The sequence below is a fragment of the Microbacterium sp. zg-Y818 genome (genome assembly GCF_030246905.1).
Taxonomy (GTDB): Bacteria; Actinomycetota; Actinomycetes; order Actinomycetales; family Microbacteriaceae; genus Microbacterium.
Window position 1 is genome coordinate 856,671 of record NZ_CP126741.1, and the last position, 20,285, is coordinate 876,955.

19 protein-coding genes are annotated in these 20,285 nt (G+C 70.6%); 12 read left to right on the plus strand and 7 right to left on the minus strand.

Going from position 1 to position 20,285, the window contains the following annotated elements; all coding sequences use genetic code 11:
• Window positions 1-52 precede the first annotated feature (52 nt).
• On the plus strand, window positions 53-1,807 hold the full coding sequence (locus tag QNO21_RS03790; RefSeq protein ID WP_257519415.1) for a proline--tRNA ligase: 1,755 nt from the start codon (window positions 53-55) through the stop codon (window positions 1,805-1,807).
• Between the two features lie 21 nt (window positions 1,808-1,828).
• Here the strand turns inward: QNO21_RS03790 and QNO21_RS03795 are convergent, their stop codons facing one another.
• A complete protein-coding gene (locus QNO21_RS03795) occupies window positions 1,829-2,662 on the minus strand; it encodes a DUF1206 domain-containing protein (protein ID WP_257519414.1) in 834 nt (277 codons plus the stop codon).
• A 55-nt stretch (window positions 2,663-2,717) separates the two neighbouring features.
• Between QNO21_RS03795 and QNO21_RS03800 the strand changes: the two genes are divergently transcribed.
• From QNO21_RS03800 to rbfA, 5 genes are all read left to right on the plus strand, one after another.
• Window positions 2,718-4,574 carry a lipase family protein gene (locus QNO21_RS03800; RefSeq protein ID WP_257519413.1) on the plus strand — a complete coding sequence of 619 codons (1,857 nt, stop codon included), beginning with the start codon at window positions 2,718-2,720 and terminating at the stop codon, window positions 4,572-4,574.
• A gap of 102 nt (window positions 4,575-4,676) precedes the next feature.
• Entirely contained in the window at window positions 4,677-5,666 is a 990-nt protein-coding gene (gene nusA, locus QNO21_RS03805; RefSeq protein ID WP_257519412.1) for a transcription termination factor NusA, read from the plus strand.
• A 54-nt stretch (window positions 5,667-5,720) separates the two neighbouring features.
• Window positions 5,721-5,972: a YlxR family protein gene (locus tag QNO21_RS03810; protein ID WP_257516932.1), complete on the plus strand. Its 252-nt coding sequence runs from the start codon at window positions 5,721-5,723 to the stop codon at window positions 5,970-5,972.
• 94 nt (window positions 5,973-6,066) lie between these two features.
• The gene (gene infB, locus QNO21_RS03815; protein ID WP_257519411.1) at window positions 6,067-8,895 is read left to right on the plus strand and encodes a translation initiation factor IF-2; all 2,829 of its coding nucleotides are present in this window, start codon (window positions 6,067-6,069) and stop codon (window positions 8,893-8,895) included.
• Window positions 8,896-8,957: 62 nt separating this feature from the next.
• A complete protein-coding gene (gene rbfA / locus QNO21_RS03820) occupies window positions 8,958-9,392 on the plus strand; it encodes a 30S ribosome-binding factor RbfA (protein ID WP_257519410.1) in 435 nt (144 codons plus the stop codon).
• 239 nt (window positions 9,393-9,631) lie between these two features.
• Here the strand turns inward: rbfA and QNO21_RS03825 are convergent, their stop codons facing one another.
• Window positions 9,632-10,498, minus strand: coding sequence for an iron-sulfur binding domain-containing protein (locus tag QNO21_RS03825; RefSeq protein ID WP_257519409.1), 867 nt, complete (start codon window positions 10,496-10,498; stop codon window positions 9,632-9,634).
• Between the two features lie 63 nt (window positions 10,499-10,561).
• Here QNO21_RS03825 and QNO21_RS03830 point away from each other — a divergent pair, with 63 nt between their 5' ends.
• From QNO21_RS03830 to QNO21_RS03850, 5 genes are read left to right on the plus strand one after another with little or no spacing between them, the layout of a single operon-like run.
• Window positions 10,562-11,218 (plus strand): nucleoside/nucleotide kinase family protein, encoded by a 657-nt coding sequence (locus QNO21_RS03830; RefSeq protein ID WP_257519408.1) that lies wholly within the window; start codon window positions 10,562-10,564, stop codon window positions 11,216-11,218.
• On the plus strand, window positions 11,218-12,102 hold the full coding sequence (gene truB / locus QNO21_RS03835) for a tRNA pseudouridine(55) synthase TruB (protein WP_257519407.1): 885 nt from the start codon (window positions 11,218-11,220) through the stop codon (window positions 12,100-12,102). Before QNO21_RS03830 ends, truB begins: the two co-directional genes overlap by 1 nt.
• Window positions 12,102-12,470 carry a hypothetical protein gene (locus QNO21_RS03840; RefSeq protein WP_257515956.1) on the plus strand — a complete coding sequence of 123 codons (369 nt, stop codon included), beginning with the start codon at window positions 12,102-12,104 and terminating at the stop codon, window positions 12,468-12,470. The genes truB and QNO21_RS03840 overlap by 1 nt, the downstream gene beginning before the upstream one ends.
• 56 nt (window positions 12,471-12,526) lie before the next feature.
• On the plus strand, window positions 12,527-12,952 hold the full coding sequence (locus QNO21_RS03845; RefSeq protein WP_374113661.1) for a hypothetical protein: 426 nt from the start codon (window positions 12,527-12,529) through the stop codon (window positions 12,950-12,952).
• A complete protein-coding gene (locus QNO21_RS03850) occupies window positions 12,949-13,926 on the plus strand; it encodes a bifunctional riboflavin kinase/FAD synthetase (RefSeq protein ID WP_257519406.1) in 978 nt (325 codons plus the stop codon). The genes QNO21_RS03845 and QNO21_RS03850 overlap by 4 nt, the downstream gene beginning before the upstream one ends.
• 6 nt (window positions 13,927-13,932) lie before the next feature.
• Here QNO21_RS03850 and deoC read toward each other — a convergent pair whose 3' ends face one another.
• Genes deoC through QNO21_RS03875 form a run of 5 tightly spaced genes read right to left on the minus strand, consistent with a single transcriptional unit; the run spans window position 13,933 to window position 19,453 of the window.
• Window positions 13,933-14,649, minus strand: a complete 717-nt coding sequence (gene deoC, locus QNO21_RS03855; RefSeq protein ID WP_257519405.1) for a deoxyribose-phosphate aldolase — start codon at window positions 14,647-14,649, stop codon at window positions 13,933-13,935.
• A gap of 38 nt (window positions 14,650-14,687) precedes the next feature.
• Window positions 14,688-16,223 carry an arabinosylfuranosidase ArfA gene (gene arfA, locus QNO21_RS03860; RefSeq protein ID WP_257519404.1) on the minus strand — a complete coding sequence of 512 codons (1,536 nt, stop codon included), beginning with the start codon at window positions 16,221-16,223 and terminating at the stop codon, window positions 14,688-14,690.
• 40 nt (window positions 16,224-16,263) lie between these two features.
• Window positions 16,264-17,175, minus strand: a complete 912-nt coding sequence (locus tag QNO21_RS03865; RefSeq protein ID WP_257516418.1) for a carbohydrate ABC transporter permease — start codon at window positions 17,173-17,175, stop codon at window positions 16,264-16,266.
• Window positions 17,172-18,122 (minus strand): carbohydrate ABC transporter permease, encoded by a 951-nt coding sequence (locus QNO21_RS03870; RefSeq protein WP_257516419.1) that lies wholly within the window; start codon window positions 18,120-18,122, stop codon window positions 17,172-17,174. Before QNO21_RS03870 ends, QNO21_RS03865 begins: the two co-directional genes overlap by 4 nt.
• The gene (locus tag QNO21_RS03875; RefSeq protein ID WP_257519403.1) at window positions 18,119-19,453 is read right to left on the minus strand and encodes an extracellular solute-binding protein; all 1,335 of its coding nucleotides are present in this window, start codon (window positions 19,451-19,453) and stop codon (window positions 18,119-18,121) included. The genes QNO21_RS03870 and QNO21_RS03875 overlap by 4 nt, the downstream gene beginning before the upstream one ends.
• Window positions 19,454-19,607: 154 nt before the next feature.
• Here QNO21_RS03875 and QNO21_RS03880 point away from each other — a divergent pair, with 154 nt between their 5' ends.
• Window positions 19,608-20,285 (plus strand): RAD23 family protein, encoded by a 678-nt coding sequence (locus tag QNO21_RS03880; RefSeq protein WP_257516421.1) that lies wholly within the window; start codon window positions 19,608-19,610, stop codon window positions 20,283-20,285.

A 20,285-nucleotide genomic window follows, 5' to 3' on the forward strand; every position in this document is an offset into this window, starting at 1 on the left:
CCGCGGCCGTGGCAGCCACGGCCGGGCCGCGGCATCCGTAGACTGAATCCTCGTGGTCACCCGTCTGTCGCACTTCTTCCTCCGTACCCTCCGTGAAGACCCCGCCGATGCGGAGGTCACGAGCCACCGGCTGCTCGTCCGCGCCGGCTACATCCGCCGCCAGGCGCCCGGCGTGTTCGCCTGGCTGCCACTGGGGCTGCGCGTCAAGGGCAAGATCGAGCAGATCGTGCGCGAGGAGATGGCCGCCGCCGGCGCCTACGAGGTGCACTTCCCAGCGTTGCTGCCGCGCGAGCCCTATGAGGCCACCGGCCGGTGGGAGGAGTACGGCGACGCTCTGTTCCGACTGCAGGACCGCAAGGGAGCCGATTACCTGCTCGCGCCGACGCACGAAGAGGTCTTCACGCTGCTCGTGAAGGACCTCTACTCGTCGTACAAGGACCTGCCGCTGTCGATCTACCAGATCCAGGACAAGTACCGCGACGAGGCGCGTCCCCGGGCGGGCCTGCTGCGCGGCCGTGAGTTCACGATGAAGGACGCGTACTCGTTCGACTACACCGACGCCGGACTCGACGCCTCATACCAGGCGCAGCGCGACGCGTACGAGCGCATCTTCCAGCGCCTCGGACTGGAGTACGTCATCGTCCAGGCGGATGCCGGTGCGATGGGCGGATCGCGCTCCGAGGAGTTCCTGCACCCCACCCCGGTGGGGGAGGACACGTTCGTCCGCTCCGCCGGCGGCTACGCCGCCAACGTCGAGGCGTTCACCACGGTCGTCCCGGACCCGATCCCGTTCGACGGACTACCCGCCCCGGTGATCTTCGACTCCCCGAACACCCCGACGATCGAGACGCTCGTGGCGCACTGCAACGCCCACCTCGACGGCCAGTACACCGCGGCCGACACGCTGAAGAACGTCGTGCTCGCCCTCACCCACCTCGACGGCACGCGCGAGCTGGTCGTCGTCGGACTGCCGGGCGACCGCGACATCGACGACAAGCGCGTCGAAGTGGCCTTCGCCCCCGCCGCTGTGGAGCCGGCGACCGAGGCGGACTTCGCCGCGAACCCCCTGCTGGTGAAGGGCTACATCGGCCCGTGGTCCGAGAAGGGACCGATCCTCGGCGAGGAGTCGGCCACCGGCATCCGCTATTTCCTCGACCCCCGCGTGGTCGACGGCACGGCGTGGATCACCGGCGCCAACATCGATCAGAAGCACGTCGCCCGCCTCGTTGCGGGGCGCGACTTCACCGCCGACGCGTTCGTCGAGGTCGCCACCGTGCGCGCGGGGGATCCCGCCCCCGACGGCTCGGGTCCTGTCGAGCTCGCGCGCGGCATGGAGATCGGCCATGTCTTCCAGCTCGGCCGCAAGTACGCCGAGGCGCTGGGGCTGAAGGTGCTCGACGAGAACGGTAAGCTCGTCACCGTCACGATGGGCTCCTACGGCATCGGCATCACCCGCATCCTCGCGATCATCGCCGAGCTCAACAACGACGACAAGGGCCTCATCTGGCCGGCATCCGTCGCGCCGTTCGACGTGCATGTCGTGGCGACGGGGCGGGACGCCGCCGCGTTCGAGCTCGCCGAGAAACTGTCGGCCGACCTCGAGGATGCCGGGTTCGACGTGCTCTACGACGACCGCCCCAAGGTCTCGCCCGGCGTCAAGTTCGGCGACGCCGAACTCGTCGGCGTGCCGCACATCGTCATCGTCGGCCGGGGCGCCGCCGAAGGCCAGGTGGAGTTGTGGGATCGCCGCACCGGTGAGCGCGAGGTCGTCGCCGCGGCCGACGCGGTCGCGCGGCTGCGCGGCTGACGTTCGCTGCCCGCGCGCCGGTCAGAGGGTGGCGTAGCGGGCGCGGAACAGGCAGAAGACCCCGTACGCGATGAACCCGGCTCCGACCGCGGCGACCAGCGCGGGCCCGAACATCATCGCCAGCAGCGCCTGCAGAGCGCCGTCGAGTCCGCCCGCGGTCGAGGGATCGATCGTGACGGCTGATGCCAGCAGCAGGATGCCGACGATCACCAGCGCGATGCCTTTGGCGATGAACCCGACGACGCCGAGCAGGACGACGGCGTGCCCGAGCGGCGTGTCGGGGATGTCCAGCTTGCTGTGGAAGCTGCGCATCACCCCCATCACGATGAACGAGATGCCGCCGATGGCGACGCCGAGTCCGACCAGGCTGAGCAGGATCGACCCGCCCGCGACGGTGAGCACGCCCTCGCTGGCCCGCTCGGCGGCCTCTTCCGCGTTCGGCCGTGCGCCCAGCGCTACGGCGGCCGCGATGAAGCCGATGGCCGAGAACGTCGCCGCCTGACCCCACTCCGCCGCCCGCACCCCCCACTTCTTCGCGGCGCCCTTGACGTCGCCCTGCGGGTCGCGGACAAGCACGCCCGCGGCGAGGTGCCAGGTGCCCAGTGCCCAGAGGGCCACGGCGAGCACCCAGAGCGCGGCGAATCCGAGAGGGGCGTCGGCGATCGCCTTCAGCGCGCCGGTCTGGTCGCTTTCGCCCGTGCCGCCGAAGGCCACGCCCAGGGCGATCGACCCGATGAGACCGTGGACGACGCCGTTCGCGACGTATCCGGCTCTCGCGCCCAACCGGGCAGCCGGGTGGTAGGCGACCTCACGGGCGACCTCACGGCTGGCGCGCGGTGAGACGGTTTCTGGCACGGCCACAGCCTAGGGGCGCAGGGTTCACGGAGGTGACCGCGAGTACGCTTCCTGGGTGACAAAGCCAGCTGTGGGACTGCGCGCGGGATTGGCGGCTCTCCCGCGGCTGCTGGTGCGCGCTCCGGCGCCGGCTCTGCTCGCGATGGGCCTCGTCGTGGTCGGGCTCGCTCTTCTCATCGTCTTCCGACCGCTGACCTCGCTGCTGCTGCTGACGGTCTACATCGGTGCGAGCGCCGTGGTCGCGGGGGTGGTCGAGATGATCGCGCCCCGCCATCGCCACCGGTGGAACCGGGCGGTCGGCATCGCCTGGATCGTCGGGGGGATCGCACTGGCCGTCTGGTTCGGCGGCAGGCTGGACCTTCTCCCCACCGCCCTGGCGGTGCTGCTGATCCTCGCGGGCGTGGCGTCTCTCGGTGACGCCGTCAGTCGCGGCGGTGTCAGCCGGCGGGTGCTCGACGTCGCGTGGGGCGGGGCCCAGATCGTCTTCGGCGTGCTGGCGCTGACCTGGCCCGACGTCAGCGTGCTGGTCGTGGCGGTGCTCTTCGGTGTGCGCACGATGGTGTTCGGCGTGACGCTGGTCGTGCGAGGCGTGCGCGGCATCCTCGCCGACGGGCAGCGTGTCGACCCGTCGCGGACGCGTCTGCGCAGCCGCCGCAGTCGGGCGTGGGTCGCGGTGGGGCGCTTTGCCGTAGCGGCGCTGTTGGTGGCCGCGGCGGCGGGCGGATCCTGGCTGAACGGCTGGCTCGCCGATGGCGCGCCCGTCGTCGACGCCTTCTACGATCCGCCCGCTGACCTGCCCGAGGGACACGGCCGGCTCATCCGATCGGGCGACTACCTCGGAGCGGCGCCGCCGGGAGCCACCGTGCAGCGCATCCTCTACACGACCCGCTCGTCGCTCGGTGACCCGGCGGTGGCCAGCGGTTTCGTGATCGTCCCCGACGAACCGGCGGACGGTCCCCGCCCCGTGGTGATCTGGAACCACGGCACCACGGGGGTCGCGCGCGGCTGCGCCCCCAGTCTCGCCGACGGCACCGCCACGCACTGGGCCATCCCCGACGTCAACCGGGCCATCGCCAACGGTTGGGTGGTGGTCGCGCCGGACTACACCGGGCAGGGCGCGCCCGGCGACTTCCCCTATCTCATCGGCCGCGGCGAGGCCCGCTCGGCGCTTGACGCGGTGCTGGCCGCCGGTGAGCTGGAGGACCTCGTGCTGTCCCCGCGCACCGTTGTCTGGGGTCACTCGCAGGGCGGGCATGCGGCGCTGTGGACCACCCAGATCGCCCCTGACTACACCCCGGGGGTCGATGTGCGGGGCACGGCGCTCCTGGCACCCGCCGCGGATCCGCTGGCGCTCGCCGAGGAGCTCGCGTCGGGTGAGGCCAACGCGCTGCTGACGGTGATGGTGTCGTGGGTGCTCGTGCCCTATGCGGAGACGTATGCCGACGTGCACCTCGAGGACTACGTCGCCCAGGGCGCGCGGCAGGTGATCCGAGAGATGGCGCAGCGGTGCCTGAGCGAACCCGGCGTCGTGGTCTCGGCGCTCACCGCGCTGGGACTGTCCGAGAATGAGCCGGTATCGCTGCCGGACCTGACGACAGGGGCGCTCGGGGAGCGCCTGGCCGAGAACGTGCCCGAAGGACCGTGGCAGAGCCCGATCTTCGTCGGCTGGGGTGCGCAGGACGAAGTGCTTCCGACCGTGCTGCAGCGCAGCCTGGTCTCCCGGCTGTGCGCCGAGGGCGAGCGGGTCTTCACCTGGGTCGTCCCCGACGGCGGCCACCAGGACATCCTCCAGCCGCGCTCCACGATGCTCCCGCTGCTGCTGCGGTGGAGCGAGACCGTCCTGGGCGCCGAAACCGACACCGTGAGCGGTGCCGCGCGCGCCGACCGCGTGCTGGACTCCTGTCCGCAGTGAGGCCGACGCGTTCTCAGGCCCCGCCATGCGGCATCCGGTAACGTATGGGGGATGCGGTCGCGCCGTTCGCGCGCCGTGAAAGAGCTGAATAGGGAGAACACCGTGGACATCGATCTCGGACTGTTGAAGACGATCGAGCGCGAGAAGGAGATCCCCTTCGATGAGCTCGTGCGCATCATCGAGCAGGCCATCCTCACCGCCTACGGCAAGCACATCTCACCCACCGGCGAGGTTCCCGCGGGCACCCGCGTGGAGCTCGACCGCAAGTCCGGCCACGTCGCGATCTTCGTGCCGATGCTCGACGAAGAGGGAGCGGTGATCGGCGAGGAGGAGACCACTCCCGAGGACTTCGGTCGCATCGGGGCGTTCGCCGCCAAGCAGGTCATCAGCCAGCGGCTGCGCGACATCGCCGACGACGCCGTGCTGGGGGAATTCCGCGGCCGTGAAGGCGACATCGTCGCCGGCGTCGTGCAGCAGGGCCCGAACCCCCGCATGGTGCACGTGGACCTCGGCACCGTCGAGGCGATCCTCCCGCCCGAGGAGCAGGTGCCCGGCGAGTCCTACGCCCACGGGTCGCGGCTGCGGGTCTACGTGACGAGCGTCGCGAAGGGCCTCAAGGGACCGCAGATCACCGTGTCGCGCACGCACCCCGGACTCGTGCGCAAGCTCTTCGCGCTCGAGGTGCCCGAGATCGCGTCGGGTCTCGTCGAGATCGTCTCGCTCGCGCGTGAAGCCGGCCACCGCAGCAAGGTCGCCGTCATGGCCACCGACCCCTCGATCAACGCCAAGGGCGCCTGCATCGGAGAACTCGGTCGCCGCGTGCGCGCCGTCACCGAGGAACTCGGCGGCGAGAAGATCGACATCGTCGACTACAACCCGGAGCTCGCCGCGTTCGTGGCCAACGCACTGTCGCCGGCCAAGGTGACGTCGAGCTTCATCCTCGACGCGTCCACGAAGGCCGTGCGGGCGCTCGTGCCCGATTACCAGCTCTCGCTGGCCATCGGCAAGGAGGGTCAGAACGCCCGACTCGCCGCGAAGCTCACCGGCGCGAAGATCGACATCCAGCCCGACAGCATCCTGGAGGAGAGCTGATCCGTCCGGCGCGGCGGGGGCGTGGCATCCGCTCTGAGGCGCGGAGGGGGTAGGATGGATTCCGTTCGAACGTGCGTGGGATGCCGCGCGCGTGCCCTCCGGACCACGCTCACCCGAGTCGTGGCTGTTGATCTGCAGGTCGTCGTCGACGAGCGCGGATCGATGCCGGGGCGGGGCGCGTGGGTGCATCCGACGAGCGAGTGTGTGGACGCCGCCATCCGGCGCCGTGCCTTCGGGCGAGCATTGCGCGTGTCAGGTTCGCTTGACACGCAGACCCTTCAGAACCACTTCCAGCGAAACGGCTGAACGGCTATGGACTCAAAGTGAACGGCTCGAAATGAGACCCGTCCGCAACTAGTGGTCTGCTCCTGTCTGGGGCAGACCTTCAGACAGGAGAATTGTGGCAAAACCACGCGTGCACGAGATCGCTTCCGAACTCGGCGTCGACAGCAAGGTCGCACTTGCGAAGCTGAAGGAGCTCGGCGAGTTCGTCAAGAGCCCTTCCTCGACCATCGAGCCCCCCGTGGCTCGCAAGCTCCGTCAGGCCCTGCAGGCCGACGGCGCACAGCCCGCTCCCAGCGCTCCCGCCCAGGGTGCGCCCGCGCGTCCCGCAGGCCGTCCGGGCCCCGCCCGCCCTGCGGCTCCGAGCGCTCCGGCCCCGGCTCCCGCTCCCGCGGCTCCGGCCGCTGCGGCAGCCGCTCCGGCGGCTCCCGCTCCCGGCCCGGCTGCCCCGACACCCGCTCCCGCCGCTCCGGCTGCGCCCGCGGCTGCCGAGAAGCCCGCTGAGGCGGCTCCCGCCGCATCGGCACCGTCGTCCGCGACGCCCGGCGCGCCCAAGCCCGCCGGCGGCGCCCCCGCCCCGGGTGCTCCCGCCGCGGGTGCTCCCGCCCCGGGTGCTCCGCGCCCCGGTGGCGCACCGCGGCCCGGCAACAACCCGTTCTCCTCCTCGCAGGGCATGGGCCAGCGTCCCGCCGGTCCCCGTCCGGGCAACAACCCGTTCGCGTCGGCTCAGGGCATGGGGCAGCGCCCCACGCCCGGCAACATCCCGCGTCCCCAGGCACCGCGCCCCGGCGCGCCGCGTCCGGGCGCACCCCGTCCCGGCGGCGCAGGTCGTCCCGGTGGTGGCGGTCGTCCCGGCGCCCCGTTCCAGCAGCGTCCCGGCGGCCCCGGTCGTCCCGGCGGCGCAGCCGGCGGCTTCCAGCGTCCCGGCGGTCCGCCCGCCGGTGGTTTCGCCGGTCGTCCCGCCGGTGGCGGTGGCCGTGGTCGTGGACCCGGCGGTGGCACCGCAGGTGCCTTCGGCAAGGGCGGCGGCAAGTCGAAGCAGCGCAAGTCGCGGCGGGCGAAGCGGCAGGAATTCGAGATGCGGTCGGCGCCTGTCGTCGGCGGCGTCAACGTCTCGCGCGGTAACGGCGAGATCATCCGCATGCGCCGCGGCGCATCGATCGCGGACTTCGCCGACAAGATCGAGGCCATCACCGGTTACACGGTGCAGCCCGGCACGCTGGTGACGATCCTGTTCAACCTCGGCGAGATGGCAACGGCCACCGAGTCGCTGGACGAGGCGACCTTCGAGGTGCTCGGCGAGGAGCTGGGCTACAAGATCCAGATGGTCTCGCCCGAGGACGAGGACAAGGAGCTCCTGGAGGGCTTCGGTCTCGACCTCGATGCAGAGCTCGAAGCCGAGAGCGAAGACGACCTCGAGATCCGTCCGCCGGTCGTGACCGTCATGGGTCACGTCGACCACGGTAAGACGCGACTGCTCGATGCGATCCGTCAGACCAACGTGGTCGCCGGCGAGGCCGGTGGCATCACGCAGCACATCGGTGCATACCAGGTCTGGACCGAGCACGAGGGCATCGAGCGAGCGATCACGTTCATCGACACCCCCGGTCACGAGGCGTTCACCGCCATGCGCGCCCGTGGTGCGCAGGTCACCGACCTCGCGATCCTCGTGGTCGCCGCCGACGACGGCATCATGCCCCAGACGGTCGAGGCCCTCAACCACGCGCAGGCGGCGAACGTGCCGATCGTGGTGGCCGTGAACAAGGTCGACAAGCCCGACGCCAACCCGGCCAAGGTGCGCCAGCAGCTCACCGAATACGGCCTCGTCGCCGAGGAGTACGGCGGCGACGTCATGTTCGTCGACGTCTCCGCTCGCCAGGGCACCAACATCCAGGAACTGCTGGATGCCGTCCTGCTGACCGCCGACGCCGGGCTCGACCTCACGGCGAACCCGAACAAGGCCGCCCGTGGTGTCGCGATCGAGGCCAAGCTCGACAAGGGCCGCGGTTCGGTTGCCACCGTGCTCATCCAGTCCGGAACGCTGCGCGTCGGCGACGCGATCGTCGCAGGCACCGCCTACGGCCGCGTGCGTGCCATGTCCGACGAGAACGGCGACCCGGTCGAAGAGGCCTACCCCTCCCGCCCCGTGCAGGTGCAGGGCCTCAACTCCGTGCCCCGCGCCGGTGACACGTTCATCGTCACCGAAGAGGACCGCCTCGCCCGTCAGATCGCTGAGAAGCGTGAAGCCGCTGAGCGCAACGCCCAGCTGGCCAAGGCCCGCAAGCGCATCTCGCTCGAGGACTTCACCCGCGCTCTGCAGGAGGGCAAGGTCGAGTCGCTCAACCTCATCATCAAGGGTGACGTCTCCGGTGCCGTCGAGGCGCTGGAGGAGTCGCTGCTGAAGATCGAGGTCGACGACTCGGTGCAGCTGCGGATCATCCACCGCGGTGTGGGTGCCGTGACGGAGTCCGACGTGAACCTCGCCACGATCGACAACGCGATCGTGATCGGGTTCAACGTGCGCCCCGACGCCAAGGCACGCGAGCGTGCTCAGCGTGAGGGTGTGGACATCCGGTTCTACTCGGTCATCTACAACGCGATCGACGATGTCGAGCAGTCGCTCAAGGGCCTGCTCAAGCCGGAGTACGAGGAGATCCAGTCGGGCGTCGCGGAGATCCGCGAGGTGTTCCGCTCCTCCAAGTTCGGCAACATCGCCGGTGTCATCGTGCGCTCGGGGACGATCACCCGAAACGCCAAGGCACGCGTCATCCGCGACGGCGTGGTCGTCGCCGACGGCCTGGCGATCGAGTCGCTGCGCCGCTTCAAGGACGACGTCACCGAGGTGCGTACGGACTACGAGGCCGGTATCGGCCTCGGCAAGTTCAACGACATCCAGATCGGCGACGAGATCGAAACCACCGAGATGGTCGAGAAGCCGCGAGGCTGATCACCTGGCGGGGGGTGCCACACGGCGCCCCCCGCCTTCCACCTTTTCAGGGAGACACAACCATGTCGTCAGAGCGTCAGGCCAGAATGGCCGACCGCATCCGCGTGCTGATCGCCGAGCGCCTCGAGAAGGGGCTGCGCGACCCGCGACTGGGGTTCACCACCATCACCGATGTCAAGGTGACGGGCGACCTGCAGCACGCGTCGGTGTTCTACACGGTGCTGGGCACCGAGAAGGAGCGCGCCGACACCGCTGAGGCGCTGAAGGCCGCCACCGGCCTGCTGCGCAGCGAGGTCGGGCGCAAGCTCAGCGTGCGGCTCACCCCCACCCTCGAGTTCATTCCGGACGCGATCCCCGAGAACGCCGGGCACATCGAGGACCTGCTGCGCGAGGCGCGCGAGCGCGACGCGGCCGTGGCCGGTCTCGCCACCGGCGCCACCTACGCCGGCGAGCCCGACCCGTACGTGAAGCCGCGCGACCTCGAAGACGCCGAGTGAGTATTCGCGGTCGCGAGTGAGTATTCGCGACGCCGAGTGAGTACTCGGCCTCGCGAGTGACTACTCGCTGCGGCGCCTACGTCGTGCCCGGGCCGCACCCGCAACCTCGGCACCGTCGGACCGCGTGCACGACGTCGCCGATCCGTCCCGCCCCGCCTGCTTTCGCAGGCACCACGGGCCCCGGCCGCTCGAATTCCCGACGTTGCGCACGGTGGCACCGCCGTTGACGCTGCCACGGCTCAGCGCGGCAGCGCCAGCCTGCCCTCGGATGCCTCGACCAGCCCGTCCGCGATCAGCGAGTCGATCGCGCGGTCGCGCTGGCGGGGGTCCGGCCAGTCGGCGATGACCGCCTCCGCCGGCACCGCGTGGGCCGCGGCCTCCCGCAGCACCCGCAGCACCGCCCCGCGCGCCTGCCGGTCGCTGCCCTCGTACCGGGCCTGCCGTCGCCGGTTGTCACCGGTGTCGGGGTACCCGGCTGCCCGCCACGCACACAGGTGCGCGAGCGGGCACGCCTCGCACCGCGGCGCGCGTGCCGTGCACACCACCGCTCCGAGTTCCATCGTCGCCGCGTTGACGACCGCCGCGCCCGCGTCGTCGGCGGGAAGCACCGCCGCCATCGCCGCGAGGTCGCGTCGCGCCGGCGCCCCCGGCTGCGACCGGCCGTCGACTGCCCGGGCCAGCACGCGCCGGGTGTTGGTGTCGACGACCGGATGCCGCTGTCCGTAGGCGAACACCGCCACGGCGCGGGCGGTGTAATCGCCGATCCCGGTGAGCGCGAGAAGCGCGTCGACGTCCGCCGGCACGACGCCCCCGTGCAGGTCGCGGATCTCCACGGCCGCGCGGTGCAGCCACAGCGCGCGCCGCGGGTACCCCAGGTTCGCCCACTGCCGCACCGCCTCGGCGGGCGGGGCGGCTGCCAGCGCTGCGGGATCGGGCCAGCGCTCCAGCCACGCCTCGAGGTGGGGGATCACCCGCGCCACCGGCGTCTGCTGCAGCATGAACTCGCTCACCAGCACACCCCACGCGCCGAACTCCGGATGCCGCCACGGCAGGTCCCGCGCGTTCTCCCGGTACCACGCGATGAGCGGAGCGGCGAGGTCGGGCACCGCAAAAGCCTACGGCCGCTCGTTCCGCGGGGTGCGCCGTCGCCACCGAAGTAAGCTGGAGGGATGCCCGAGACCACCGCCCCCGACCTCTGGCGGAGCCTGCGCGACGACGTGAGCCAGCATCATCGCCGGGGCCGGATCCTGCTCGCCGTCGACGGGTTCGACGGGGCGGGCAAGACCCGATTCGCCGACGGCTTCGCGACCGTGTTCGACGACGTTCCCGTCTTCCGCGCGTCGGTCGACGGCTTCCACCGTCCGCGTGCGCAGCGCTATGCCCGCGGCCGCACGTCGCCGGAGGGGTTCTACCTCGACTCCTACGATTACGCCGCCTTCCGCCGGGAGCTCATCGAGCCGTTCCGCGCCGGCGAGCCCTTCCGCACCGCGGTGTGGGACGTCGCCGCCGACGCCTCCGTCGACGTCGCTCCGCAGGTCGCTGGCCCCGACGCGGTGCTGCTGGTCGACGGCATCTTCCTGCACCGACCCGAGCTGCGCGGCCTCTGGCACTGGTCGGTGTGGCTCGACGTCCCGGTCGACGTCGCCTTCGCCCGCCTCGCCGAGCGCGACGGGGCCGACCCCGACCACACCGCGGCCTCCAACGCGCGGTACCGGCAAGGTCAGGAGCTGTACCTGCGCGACGCCGACCCCCGCCGCGCCGCGTCGGCGATCGTCGACAACACCGACTTCCGGCGTCCTGCCCGCGTCTTCCGGGACTTCTGCTGATGGGCGGCATCCTGCTCGTGGACAAGCCCGGCGGCATCACGAGTCACGACGTCGTCGCCCGCGCCCGCCGTGCCCTGGGGACGCGCAAGATCGGCCACGCCGGAACCCTCGACCCGATGGCGACGGGCCTGCTGGTGCTCGGCGTCGACAGCGCGACGCGGCTGCTCACTTACCTCGTCGGGCTCGACAAGACCTACGAGGCGACCATCCGGCTGGGCGTGGGCACCGACTCCGATGACGCCGACGGCACCGTGACGACGACGGCGGATGCCGAGGCAGTGGCGGCCGTCGACGACGAGCGGCTCGCCGCCGGCATCGCCGACCTCACCGGGGCGATCTCGCAGGTGCCCAGCAGCGTCTCCGCGATCAAGGTCAACGGCCGGCGGGCGTATGACCTCGCCCGCGCGGGCGAAGATGTGCAGCTGAACGCGCGCGCGGTCACCGTCTCGCGCTTCGCGGTGCGCGAGCGCCGTCACGGCGCCGGCGTCATCGACCTCGACGTCGTGGTCGACTGCTCCAGCGGCACCTACATCCGTGCGCTGGCGCGCGACCTCGGCGCCGCGCTCGGAGTCGGGGGACACCTCACGGCGCTGCGGCGCACGCGCATCGGCCCGTTCGATGTCGCCGACGCGGTCGGTGTCGACGACATCTCCGCCGAGGCGCTCCTGCCGCAGGCGCAGGTCGCCGCGAGCGTGCTCGGCTCGTTCCCCGTCAGCGCGGACGAAGCCCGCGACCTGCGACACGGCAAGCGCCTGACCGGCGCCGCGACCCGGCTCACCACCGAGCGCGCGGCGGCGATCGATCCCGAGGGTCGGCTGGTGGGGATCGTCGAGCGCCGCGGCGACGACGTCAAGAGCGCCATGAACGTCTCGGAGGAGAACTGATGATCCTGTGGTTCGCCGTCGTCCAGGTGGCCGTCGCCGTCGTGGCCGGCCTGCTCTGCGTGGTGCTCGGCCTCGCCGGGCGCCGCCCGAGCGACCTCACGGTCGGCTCGCTGGCGCTGGTCGAGCTGCTCTTGGTGGCACAGGTCGTGGTCGGCATCGCCGCGCCGCTGACAGGAAACCCGCCGTCGGGGAGCTTGCTCGAATTCTGGGTCTACCTCGTCTCGGCCGTGCTGCTGCCCCCGGCCGCCGTGCTGTGGGCGCTCCTCGAGCGCAGCCGCTGGAGCACCGTCATCATGGGAATCGCCGCACTGTCGGTGGCTGTCATGGTCTGGCGCATGCAGGTCATCTGGACGGTGCAGGGCGCATGAGCCGGCTCCTTCCCGCGGCCCCTACACTGGAGCGCGACATGTCCTCCCGCCCGCGTATGACCGGCATCGGCCGTGTGCTCGTGATCGTCTACGCGGTCATGGCGCTCGCTGCCACCGGCCGCTCCTTCGTGCAGATCGTCGAGCGCTTCGACGAGGCACCGCTGGCCTACTCGCTGTCGGCCGCGGCCGCGGTGGTGTACATCCTCGCCACGCTCGCGCTGGTGTTCGCCGGATCCCGGGCCTGGTACGTCGTCGCCTGGGTGGCGATCTGCTTCGAGCTGACCGGCGTCATCGTCGTCGGGTCGCTGACCTTCCTCCTCCCTGAGCAGTTCGACCACCAGACGGTCTGGCAATGGTTCGGGGCGGGGTACCTCTTCATTCCGCTCGCGCTGCCGGTGCTGGGCCTGTGGTGGCTCGTCACGCACCGCCCCGGCCGCGTCGTGGAATCCGCTGTCGAACCGGTCGAGAGGTCCTCCTGGTGATCACGTTCCGCGATCCCGCCGAGATCCCCGCCGGCTTCGGCCCGTCGGTGGTCGTCATCGGCAAGTTCGACGGCGTGCACGCCGGCCACCGCGCCGGCATCGACCGTGCCCGGGTGGAGGCGGCGTCCGAGCGCGCCCGCGTCGTGGCGGTGACCTTCGACCGCAATCCGCTGAGCGTGCTGCGACCCGAGATCTGTCCCGAAGACCTGGTCAGCGTCGATCAGAAGCTCGCCCTGCTGGCGGACACCGGGGTGGATGCCACCCTCGTGCTGCGCTTCGACCGCGCCCTGGCAGACCTCGCCCCGGAAGAGTTCGTGCGTCGGGTGCTGGTGGATGCGGTGGGTGCGGTGACGGTGTTCGTCGGCAGCGACTTCCGCTTCGGTCGCGGGGGAGCAGGCAATCCCCAGCTGCTGGCCGACCTCGGCCGTGAGTACGGGTTCCGGGTGCAGGTCATCGACGACATCCGTGCGCACGACGAGGGGCGGCGCGTGTCGTCCACGTGGATCCGCACGCTCCTGGCCGAGGGTGACGTCGAGACCGCCGCGCGCCTGCTGGGGCGCCCGGCCGCCGTCCGCGGCGAGGTGGTCCACGGGCTCAAGCGCGGGCGCGAGCTGGGCTTTCCGACCGCGAACCTCTCGGTCGAGGCCGAGGGCTTCATCCCCGCAGACGGCGTGTACGCGGGCTGGCTCGTCGACCATGGGGCGATCGAGGGGGCGGATGCCACACCCTCACCGCACTCGACGACGCGGTACCCCGCCGCCATCTCGGTGGGGACCAACCCCACCTTCGACGACGTCGCGGTGCGCCAGGTCGAGGCGTACGTCCTGGACGAGACAGAGCTCGACCTCTACGGCCACCGGGTCGAGGTGCACTTCATCGCCCGCATCCGCGGGATGGTCGCCTTCGAAGGCATCGACGCCCTCATCGCGCAGATGACGGACGACGTCCAGCGCGTCCGCGCCGCGCTGCAGTAGGCCGGGTCAGTAGGACGACTCGTCGACGGCGCCCGACGCCGATTCGCCGGCGAGGACGGCACGCAGTTCGCCGAGGATCGTGGCGCTGGCGCTCGTGCCCAAGCGCGACGCGCCGGCCTCGATCATCGCGAGCGCCGTGTCGAGGCTGCGCACGCCGCCCGAGGCCTTCACCTGCACCCCCGGACCGACGTTGGCGCGCATGAGCCGGACGTGCTCGACGGTCGCGCCGCCGCCGGCGAAGCCTGTGGAGGTCTTGACGAAGTCGGCTCCGCCGGCCTCGGTGAGCCGGCTGCCGCGGGCGATCTGCTCCTCGTCCAGCAGGCTCGTCTCGAGGATGACCTTGGTGATCAGGCCCCCCGCGGCATCCACGACGGCGCGGATGTCGTCGACGACGACCTCGTCGAAGCCCGAGCGGAGGGCGCCGATGTTGATGACCATGTCGAACTCGGTAGCGCCGTCCTCGAGCGCACGGATCGTCTCGGCCACCTTCGCGGTGGTCGAGGTGGTGCCGTGCGGGAACCCGATGACGGTGCCGACGGCGACGCCGGTGCCGTCGAGCCGCTGCACGGCGTAAGGGATGTCGGACGGACGGACGCACACACTGAAGACGCCCCACTCGGCCGCGATGTCCAGTTCCGCGTCCACGTCCGACCGGGTGAAGTCGGGCTTCAGGATCGCGTGGTCGATGGTGGCGGCGAGTTCGCGTTCAGTGAGACGGGGCATGGGTCAAGCGTAACCGTGCAACCGCAGGATGCCGCAGGTCACGACCGGGCGACCCCCAATCGCACGACGGCCCACGACACCGGCGGAAGCGTCGCACGCAGCACGCCGTCGTCGATGCCCACGCCGCGCAGGGGAACCAGCCCGACGGAGTCGGGTGCCTCCTGGGTGTTGGCGGTGTGGCGGTCGCCGTCGTCGGGAACGGTCAGCACCTCGGCATCCTTCACCTCGGTGACGTCGAGCCCCCGCAGCTCGAGCGTCACCTCGGCGGCCTCATCCAGCGACCGGTTCGCCAGGAACAGCGCCACCTCGCCCGTCTGCTCGTCCCACGTCGCGGCAGCGTCGACCGCGTCGACGTCGCCGAACTTCACCGTCGGGATCTGCGCCGAATCCACCGCGAGCCGCAGGATGCGACCGCGGGCGAGGTGGGCGATGCGGGCGAAGGGCCAGAAGATCGTCTGCCGCCACGCGGGGCCGTTCTCCTCGGAGCGGATGGGGGCGATGACGTTGACCAGCTGCGCCTGGTTGGCGATGCGCACGCGGTCGCCGTGACGCAGCAGGCTGTGGAGGAACGTGCCCACCACGACCGCGTCGGTGACAGAGTAGGTGTCTTCGATGAGGCGCGGGTGCTCCCGCCACTGCCGGGCCACGAGGTGTGGCTGATCGTCGGTCTGCAGGCCCTCCTGGTACCAGACGTTCCACTCGTCGAACGAGATGTCGACCTGTTTGCGGTGCTTGCCGGCGGCCTTGACCGCGTCGATGGTCGACACCACGCCCTCGATGAAGGCGTCCATGTCGACCGCTTCGGCCAGGAACGACGCCGCATCGTCGTTGCGTTCCTGGTAGTAGGCGTGCATCGAGATGTAGTCGACCTCGTCGTAGGCGTGGGTGAGCACGGTGTGCTCCCACGACCCGAAGGTGGGCATCTGGCGGTTCGACGACCCCACCGCGACGAGTTCCAGGTCGGGGTCGACGAACCGCATCGCCTTGGCGGTCTCCTGCGCGAGACGGCCGTACTCGTGCGCGGTCTTGTGCCCGATCTGCCAGGGCCCGTCGAGCTCGTTGCCCAGGCACCACAACCGGATGTCGAAGGGCTTCTCGGCACCGTTGCGGCGCCGCAGGTCCGACCAGTAGGTGCCGCCGGGGTGATTGGAGTACTCCACGAGCGCCCGCGCCTCTTCGACGCCGCGCGTGCCGAGGTTCACCGCCTGCATCACCTCGACGTCGGCCTCCCGTGCCCAGTCGACGAATTCGTGCAGCCCGAAGGCGTTCGTCTCCACGGTGTGCCAGGCGCCGTCGAGGCGCCGCGGCCGGTCGGCGACGGGCCCGACGCCGTCCTCCCAGAGGTATCCGGAGACGAAGTTGCCGCCCGGGTAGCGCACGACCGTCGGCCCCATCTCCTTCACCAGCGCCAGCACGTCCCGGCGGAACCCCCGCTCGTCGGCCTGCGGGTGCCCGGGCTCGAAGATGCCGGTGTAGACGCAGCGTCCCATGTGCTCGACGAACGAGCCGAAGAGCCGGCGGGGCACGTCTCCCACCGTGAAGTCGCGGTCCATGACGATGCGGGCGCGGGGCATGGTTCTCCTGTCGAAGGGGGGTGTGCCGAGGGGGAGCGGCTCAGGTGCCGCCGAAACCGGTCGTTGCGACGCCGCGGACGATCTGCTTCTGGAAGATCAGGAACAGCACGATCAGCGGCAGCGAAGCGAGCACCGCCTGCGCCATGACCTGGGCGTACTGCACCCCGTAGGCGCTGATCACGGTCTGCAGGCCCACCGGCAGGGTCATGAGGTTCGTGTCGTTGATGATGAGGAACGGCCAGAGGAAGTTGTTCCAGGTCGAGATGAACACGAAGATCGCGACGGCGGCGAGGATGCCACGCGACAGCGGCAGCGCGATGGACCAGAACACGCGCACTCGCCCGGCGCCGTCGACCCGGGCGGCATCCTCGAGTTCGATCGGCACCTGGTCGAAGAACTTCTTCAGGATGAACACCATCGCCGGGGCGACCACCTGCGGCAGGATCAGTCCCAGCGGGGTGTCGACGAGGTTGAACGCGAGCATCTCGTAGAACAGCGGAATGATGAGCACCTGCGGCGGCACGACGATCGAGGCGATCACGGCGCCGAAGAGGAACTTCCTGCCGGGAAACTCCAGCCGCGAGAACGCGTAGGCGGCCATGGCCGAGATGGCCACTGTGATGGCGGTCACCGCAGCGGAGGTCCACAGGCTGTTGAACGCCCAGATGTAGACGTTCCCCTGGGCGAGGATCGCCGCGTACGCGTCGGTGGTGGGGCCCGACGGACCGATCCAGCTGCCACCGGAGGCGGCATCGGTCTCGGTCATGAACGAGGTGGCCACCGCCCAGAGAAAGGGAAGCAGCCAGCCGATCGCCATCAGCGCCAGCGCGAGGAAGGCGAGGATGTTGAGCGGGCTCAGCCGGCGCGCGCCGGGCTTGGTGGTGCGGTCGGGCCGGGTGCCGGCGCCGTCGGGCGTCGCCAGCGGGGATCGGACCTGAGCGGTGGTGGTCATGACTGCTCCCCCCGGCGGCGCATGGCGAACGCCTGCACCACCCCGATGATGACGATGATGGCGAAGAACACGTAGGAGATGGCCGAGGAGTATCCGAACCGGTAACCGACGAATCCGGCCTCGTAGATGTACTGCACGATCGAGCGGGTGGTGTCACTCGCGACGCCGCCGAGCATCTGGTACGCCTGGTCGAAGAGCTTCAGCGACGCGAGCATCTGCAGGATGACGATGAGCACCGTCACCTGGCCCAGCTGCGGCAGGGTGATCGACCACAGCTGCCGCCAGGGTCCCGCACCGTCGATGGCGGCCGCCTCGTACTGCTGCGCGGGGATGTTCTGCAGTGCCGCGAGGTATAGCAGGAAGTTGAAGCCCACCGTCCACCACACCGTGGCGATGACGATGGCGTACATGTTGGTGTCCGGGCTCTGCAGCCACGCGAGGGGCTCCAGTCCGAACCAGGCGAGCACCCGGTTGGCGGCGCCGATCTGGGGGTTGAAGATCCACACCCAGATCTGCGAGATGACGGTGGATGCCAGCAGGTAGGGCATGAAGAACGACAGCCGCCACAGCCACTGGGCGGGGAGCCCCCGGTGCACCAGAAGGGCCATCACGAGCGCGAGGAGCACCAGCGGCACCGTCGAGAGGATGGTGAACCACACCGTGTTCCCGAGTGACCGCCACATCACCGGGTCGCCGAGCGCTTCGGCGTAGTTGGCGAACCCGACGAAACCGCCTCCGGCGCCGGTGAGGGACTGGTCGGTGAAGCTCAGGTAAAGCCCGTGCAGCAGCGGCCACACCAGGAACAGCACGAAGGCGATCATGAACGGGGTGAGGAACCCCCACGCCGCGGCGGTCTCGCGGCGCTCGCCGGTGGCGTGGCGGACGCGGGCCCCCGGACGGCCGGTCACGACCGTCGCTGTGGAGGCGGCAGGTGCCGTGGTGGTCATGACGCGCCTCCCTGCGGGTTGGCCGGATTGGGTGTTCGCAGCTGGGTGTCCAGGCGCGAGCGGAAGCGGGTGATCGCGGCAACCGGGTCATCGCCGCCCAGCAGCACGTTCTGCACCGCGGAGCCGAACTCGGCTTGGAATCGGGAGCCCGACCCGGTGAACCACGCGGGCGGGTCGTAGCGCACGTACTCCGCGGCCTCGGCGTAGTGGGCCTGCGGCAGCAGGTCGGCATAAGCCGGAGCCTCGGTGACGGGCAGGTACGCCGGGATGTGCCCGGCGCCGGCCCAGTCGAACGAACCCTTGAGGATGTCGGCGACGAACCGGTAGACGAGGTCCCGCGTCTCGGGGTTCGGTGAGCTCTGGTGCGGCAGCGTGAACGCGTGGGAGTCGGCGTAGACGCTCGGCGTACCGAAGAGGGTCGGGATGAGCGTGGCATCCAGTGGCAGGTCCGCTTGCTGCATCGACCGCAGCTCCCACACGCCGGTGAGGAAGAGGCCGCTGCGGCCGGTGGCGAACTCGGCGATCGCCGACTGGTAATCGTTCTCTCGCGCCGCGATCTCGCCGTCGAGCAGCTGCTGCATGAACGTCAGGGCGGTCAGCGCCACGTCGTCGTCCATCTCGGCGGTGCCGCCTTCGGGCAGCTCGATCTCGGAGCCGTGCTGGGTGTAGAGCGTGTAGAACAGGCGCCACATCTGCGCCCCGTCGCCGAGGTAACCGTAGGACAGGCCGTGGCCCTCGGACTCGCCGGCAACGGCCCGGGCGAGCTCCAGGAAGTCCTCCGGGGAGGAGACGGCACGCAGGCGTCCGTCGCTGTCCAGTACCCCTGCGCGCTCGCAGATCTCGGTGTTGAACATGAGGATGAACGGGTGAGCGTCCAGCGCGACGCTGTAGAGGTCGTCGCCGACGAAACCCTTCTCCCAGACGGCCGCAGGGAACGAGGCTTCGTCGACGCCGAGGTCGGCCAGGCGCTGCACGTCCCACGGGTCGAGCAGCCCGCCGGGGGCGTATCCGACGACACGCGACGCGTGCATCACCGACAGGTCGGGCGCCCGTCCGCCGGCGGCCGCCATGGCGAGCTTGGTGTAGTACGGCTCGCCCCACGACAGCACCGTCGGGTGCACGCCATACGCCGTCTGTGCGGCGTTGGCGGTGTCGATGAGTCCCGACATCGTCACGCCGTCGGCGCCGCTGAGCAGGTGCCAGAACTGCAGCGGCCGAGCGGTCTGGCCCGCGATGGGCGATCCGCTGCAGGCGGCGAGCGCAGCCGTCCCGGCGAGCATGCCCGCCAGACTCAGGAACTGTCGTCGTGATACCGGGGCCGTAGGTGTCATCGTCACTCCTTCGTGACTTCATCCGGGGACGGATGAAGGCATCATGTCGCCGATTCAACCGTCCCCGCAAGCCCGGTCAGGGCCAGCGGGCTCGTCGCTCGTCGGTGGACGGCTGCGCCGACCTGGCGGCCGCATCGCGCTATCGTCGGAGGCGATGCGCACCTCGGCTGACACCTCGACCTCCCTTCGCCGCACTGCCCTCGTCGTGGCGGTGGTCGGCATGCTCACCGGCGCGCTGGCCGGCTGCCAGCCGGAGCCCTCCGCCACGGAGCCGACCGGCGCCACCCCCTCGGGCACGCCAACGGCAGGCTCGTCGAAACCGGATGCCACACCGGATGCCACCCCGGAGGCGTCGCCGAGCGCGAGCGCGCCCGCACAGGACATCGCCCTTCCGGCATCCTGCGACGACATCTACTCCTCGTCGATGCGCGGGGTGCTCGAGGCGAATGTCGCGCCGATGAACGACCCCGGCGTCACCATGCCCTCCACGCAGAACGCCGATGCGCTGGCGTTGCTGGAATCGGGTGTGCCGACGCTGCGGTGCACGTGGGGCTACCCCTCCGAGCGGGGCATCGCGACGAGTGTCGCGATCGTCGACCCGGCCGCCGAATCCGAGCTGGTCGCAGCGCTGTCAGGCTCCGGCTTCGCCTGCGGCGACGCGCAGGGCGGCACCCTGTGCCGGTTCAACGAGACGCTCCTGAGCTACGACGACAAGCTGGTGGAGAAGGGCGAGACGCACTTCTTCCGCGACAACGGCTGGGTGTCCACGGTGTGGCTGGACTACGGGCCCGAAGGCTATACCGAAGACATAGCCGCAATGATCTGGGGCTGA

Coding starts and splice junctions, on each gene's coding strand:
- QNO21_RS03810 (WP_257516932.1), top strand. CDS start 5,721: ATGGATTCCGTTCGAACGTGCGTGGGATGCCGCGCGCGTGCCCTCCGG.
- rbfA (WP_257519410.1), top strand. CDS start 8,958: ATGTCGTCAGAGCGTCAGGCCAGAATGGCCGACCGCATCCGCGTGCTG.
- QNO21_RS03830 (WP_257519408.1), top strand. CDS start 10,562: ATGCCCGAGACCACCGCCCCCGACCTCTGGCGGAGCCTGCGCGACGAC.
- truB (WP_257519407.1), top strand. CDS start 11,218: ATGGGCGGCATCCTGCTCGTGGACAAGCCCGGCGGCATCACGAGTCAC.
- QNO21_RS03840 (WP_257515956.1), top strand. CDS start 12,102: ATGATCCTGTGGTTCGCCGTCGTCCAGGTGGCCGTCGCCGTCGTGGCC.
- QNO21_RS03845 (WP_374113661.1), top strand. CDS start 12,527: ATGACCGGCATCGGCCGTGTGCTCGTGATCGTCTACGCGGTCATGGCG.
- deoC (WP_257519405.1), bottom strand. CDS start 14,649: ATGCCCCGTCTCACTGAACGCGAACTCGCCGCCACCATCGACCACGCG.
- arfA (WP_257519404.1), bottom strand. CDS start 16,223: ATGCCCCGCGCCCGCATCGTCATGGACCGCGACTTCACGGTGGGAGAC.
- QNO21_RS03865 (WP_257516418.1), bottom strand. CDS start 17,175: ATGACCACCACCGCTCAGGTCCGATCCCCGCTGGCGACGCCCGACGGC.
- QNO21_RS03870 (WP_257516419.1), bottom strand. CDS start 18,122: ATGACCACCACGGCACCTGCCGCCTCCACAGCGACGGTCGTGACCGGC.
- QNO21_RS03875 (WP_257519403.1), bottom strand. CDS start 19,453: ATGACACCTACGGCCCCGGTATCACGACGACAGTTCCTGAGTCTGGCG.
- QNO21_RS03880 (WP_257516421.1), top strand. CDS start 19,608: ATGCGCACCTCGGCTGACACCTCGACCTCCCTTCGCCGCACTGCCCTC.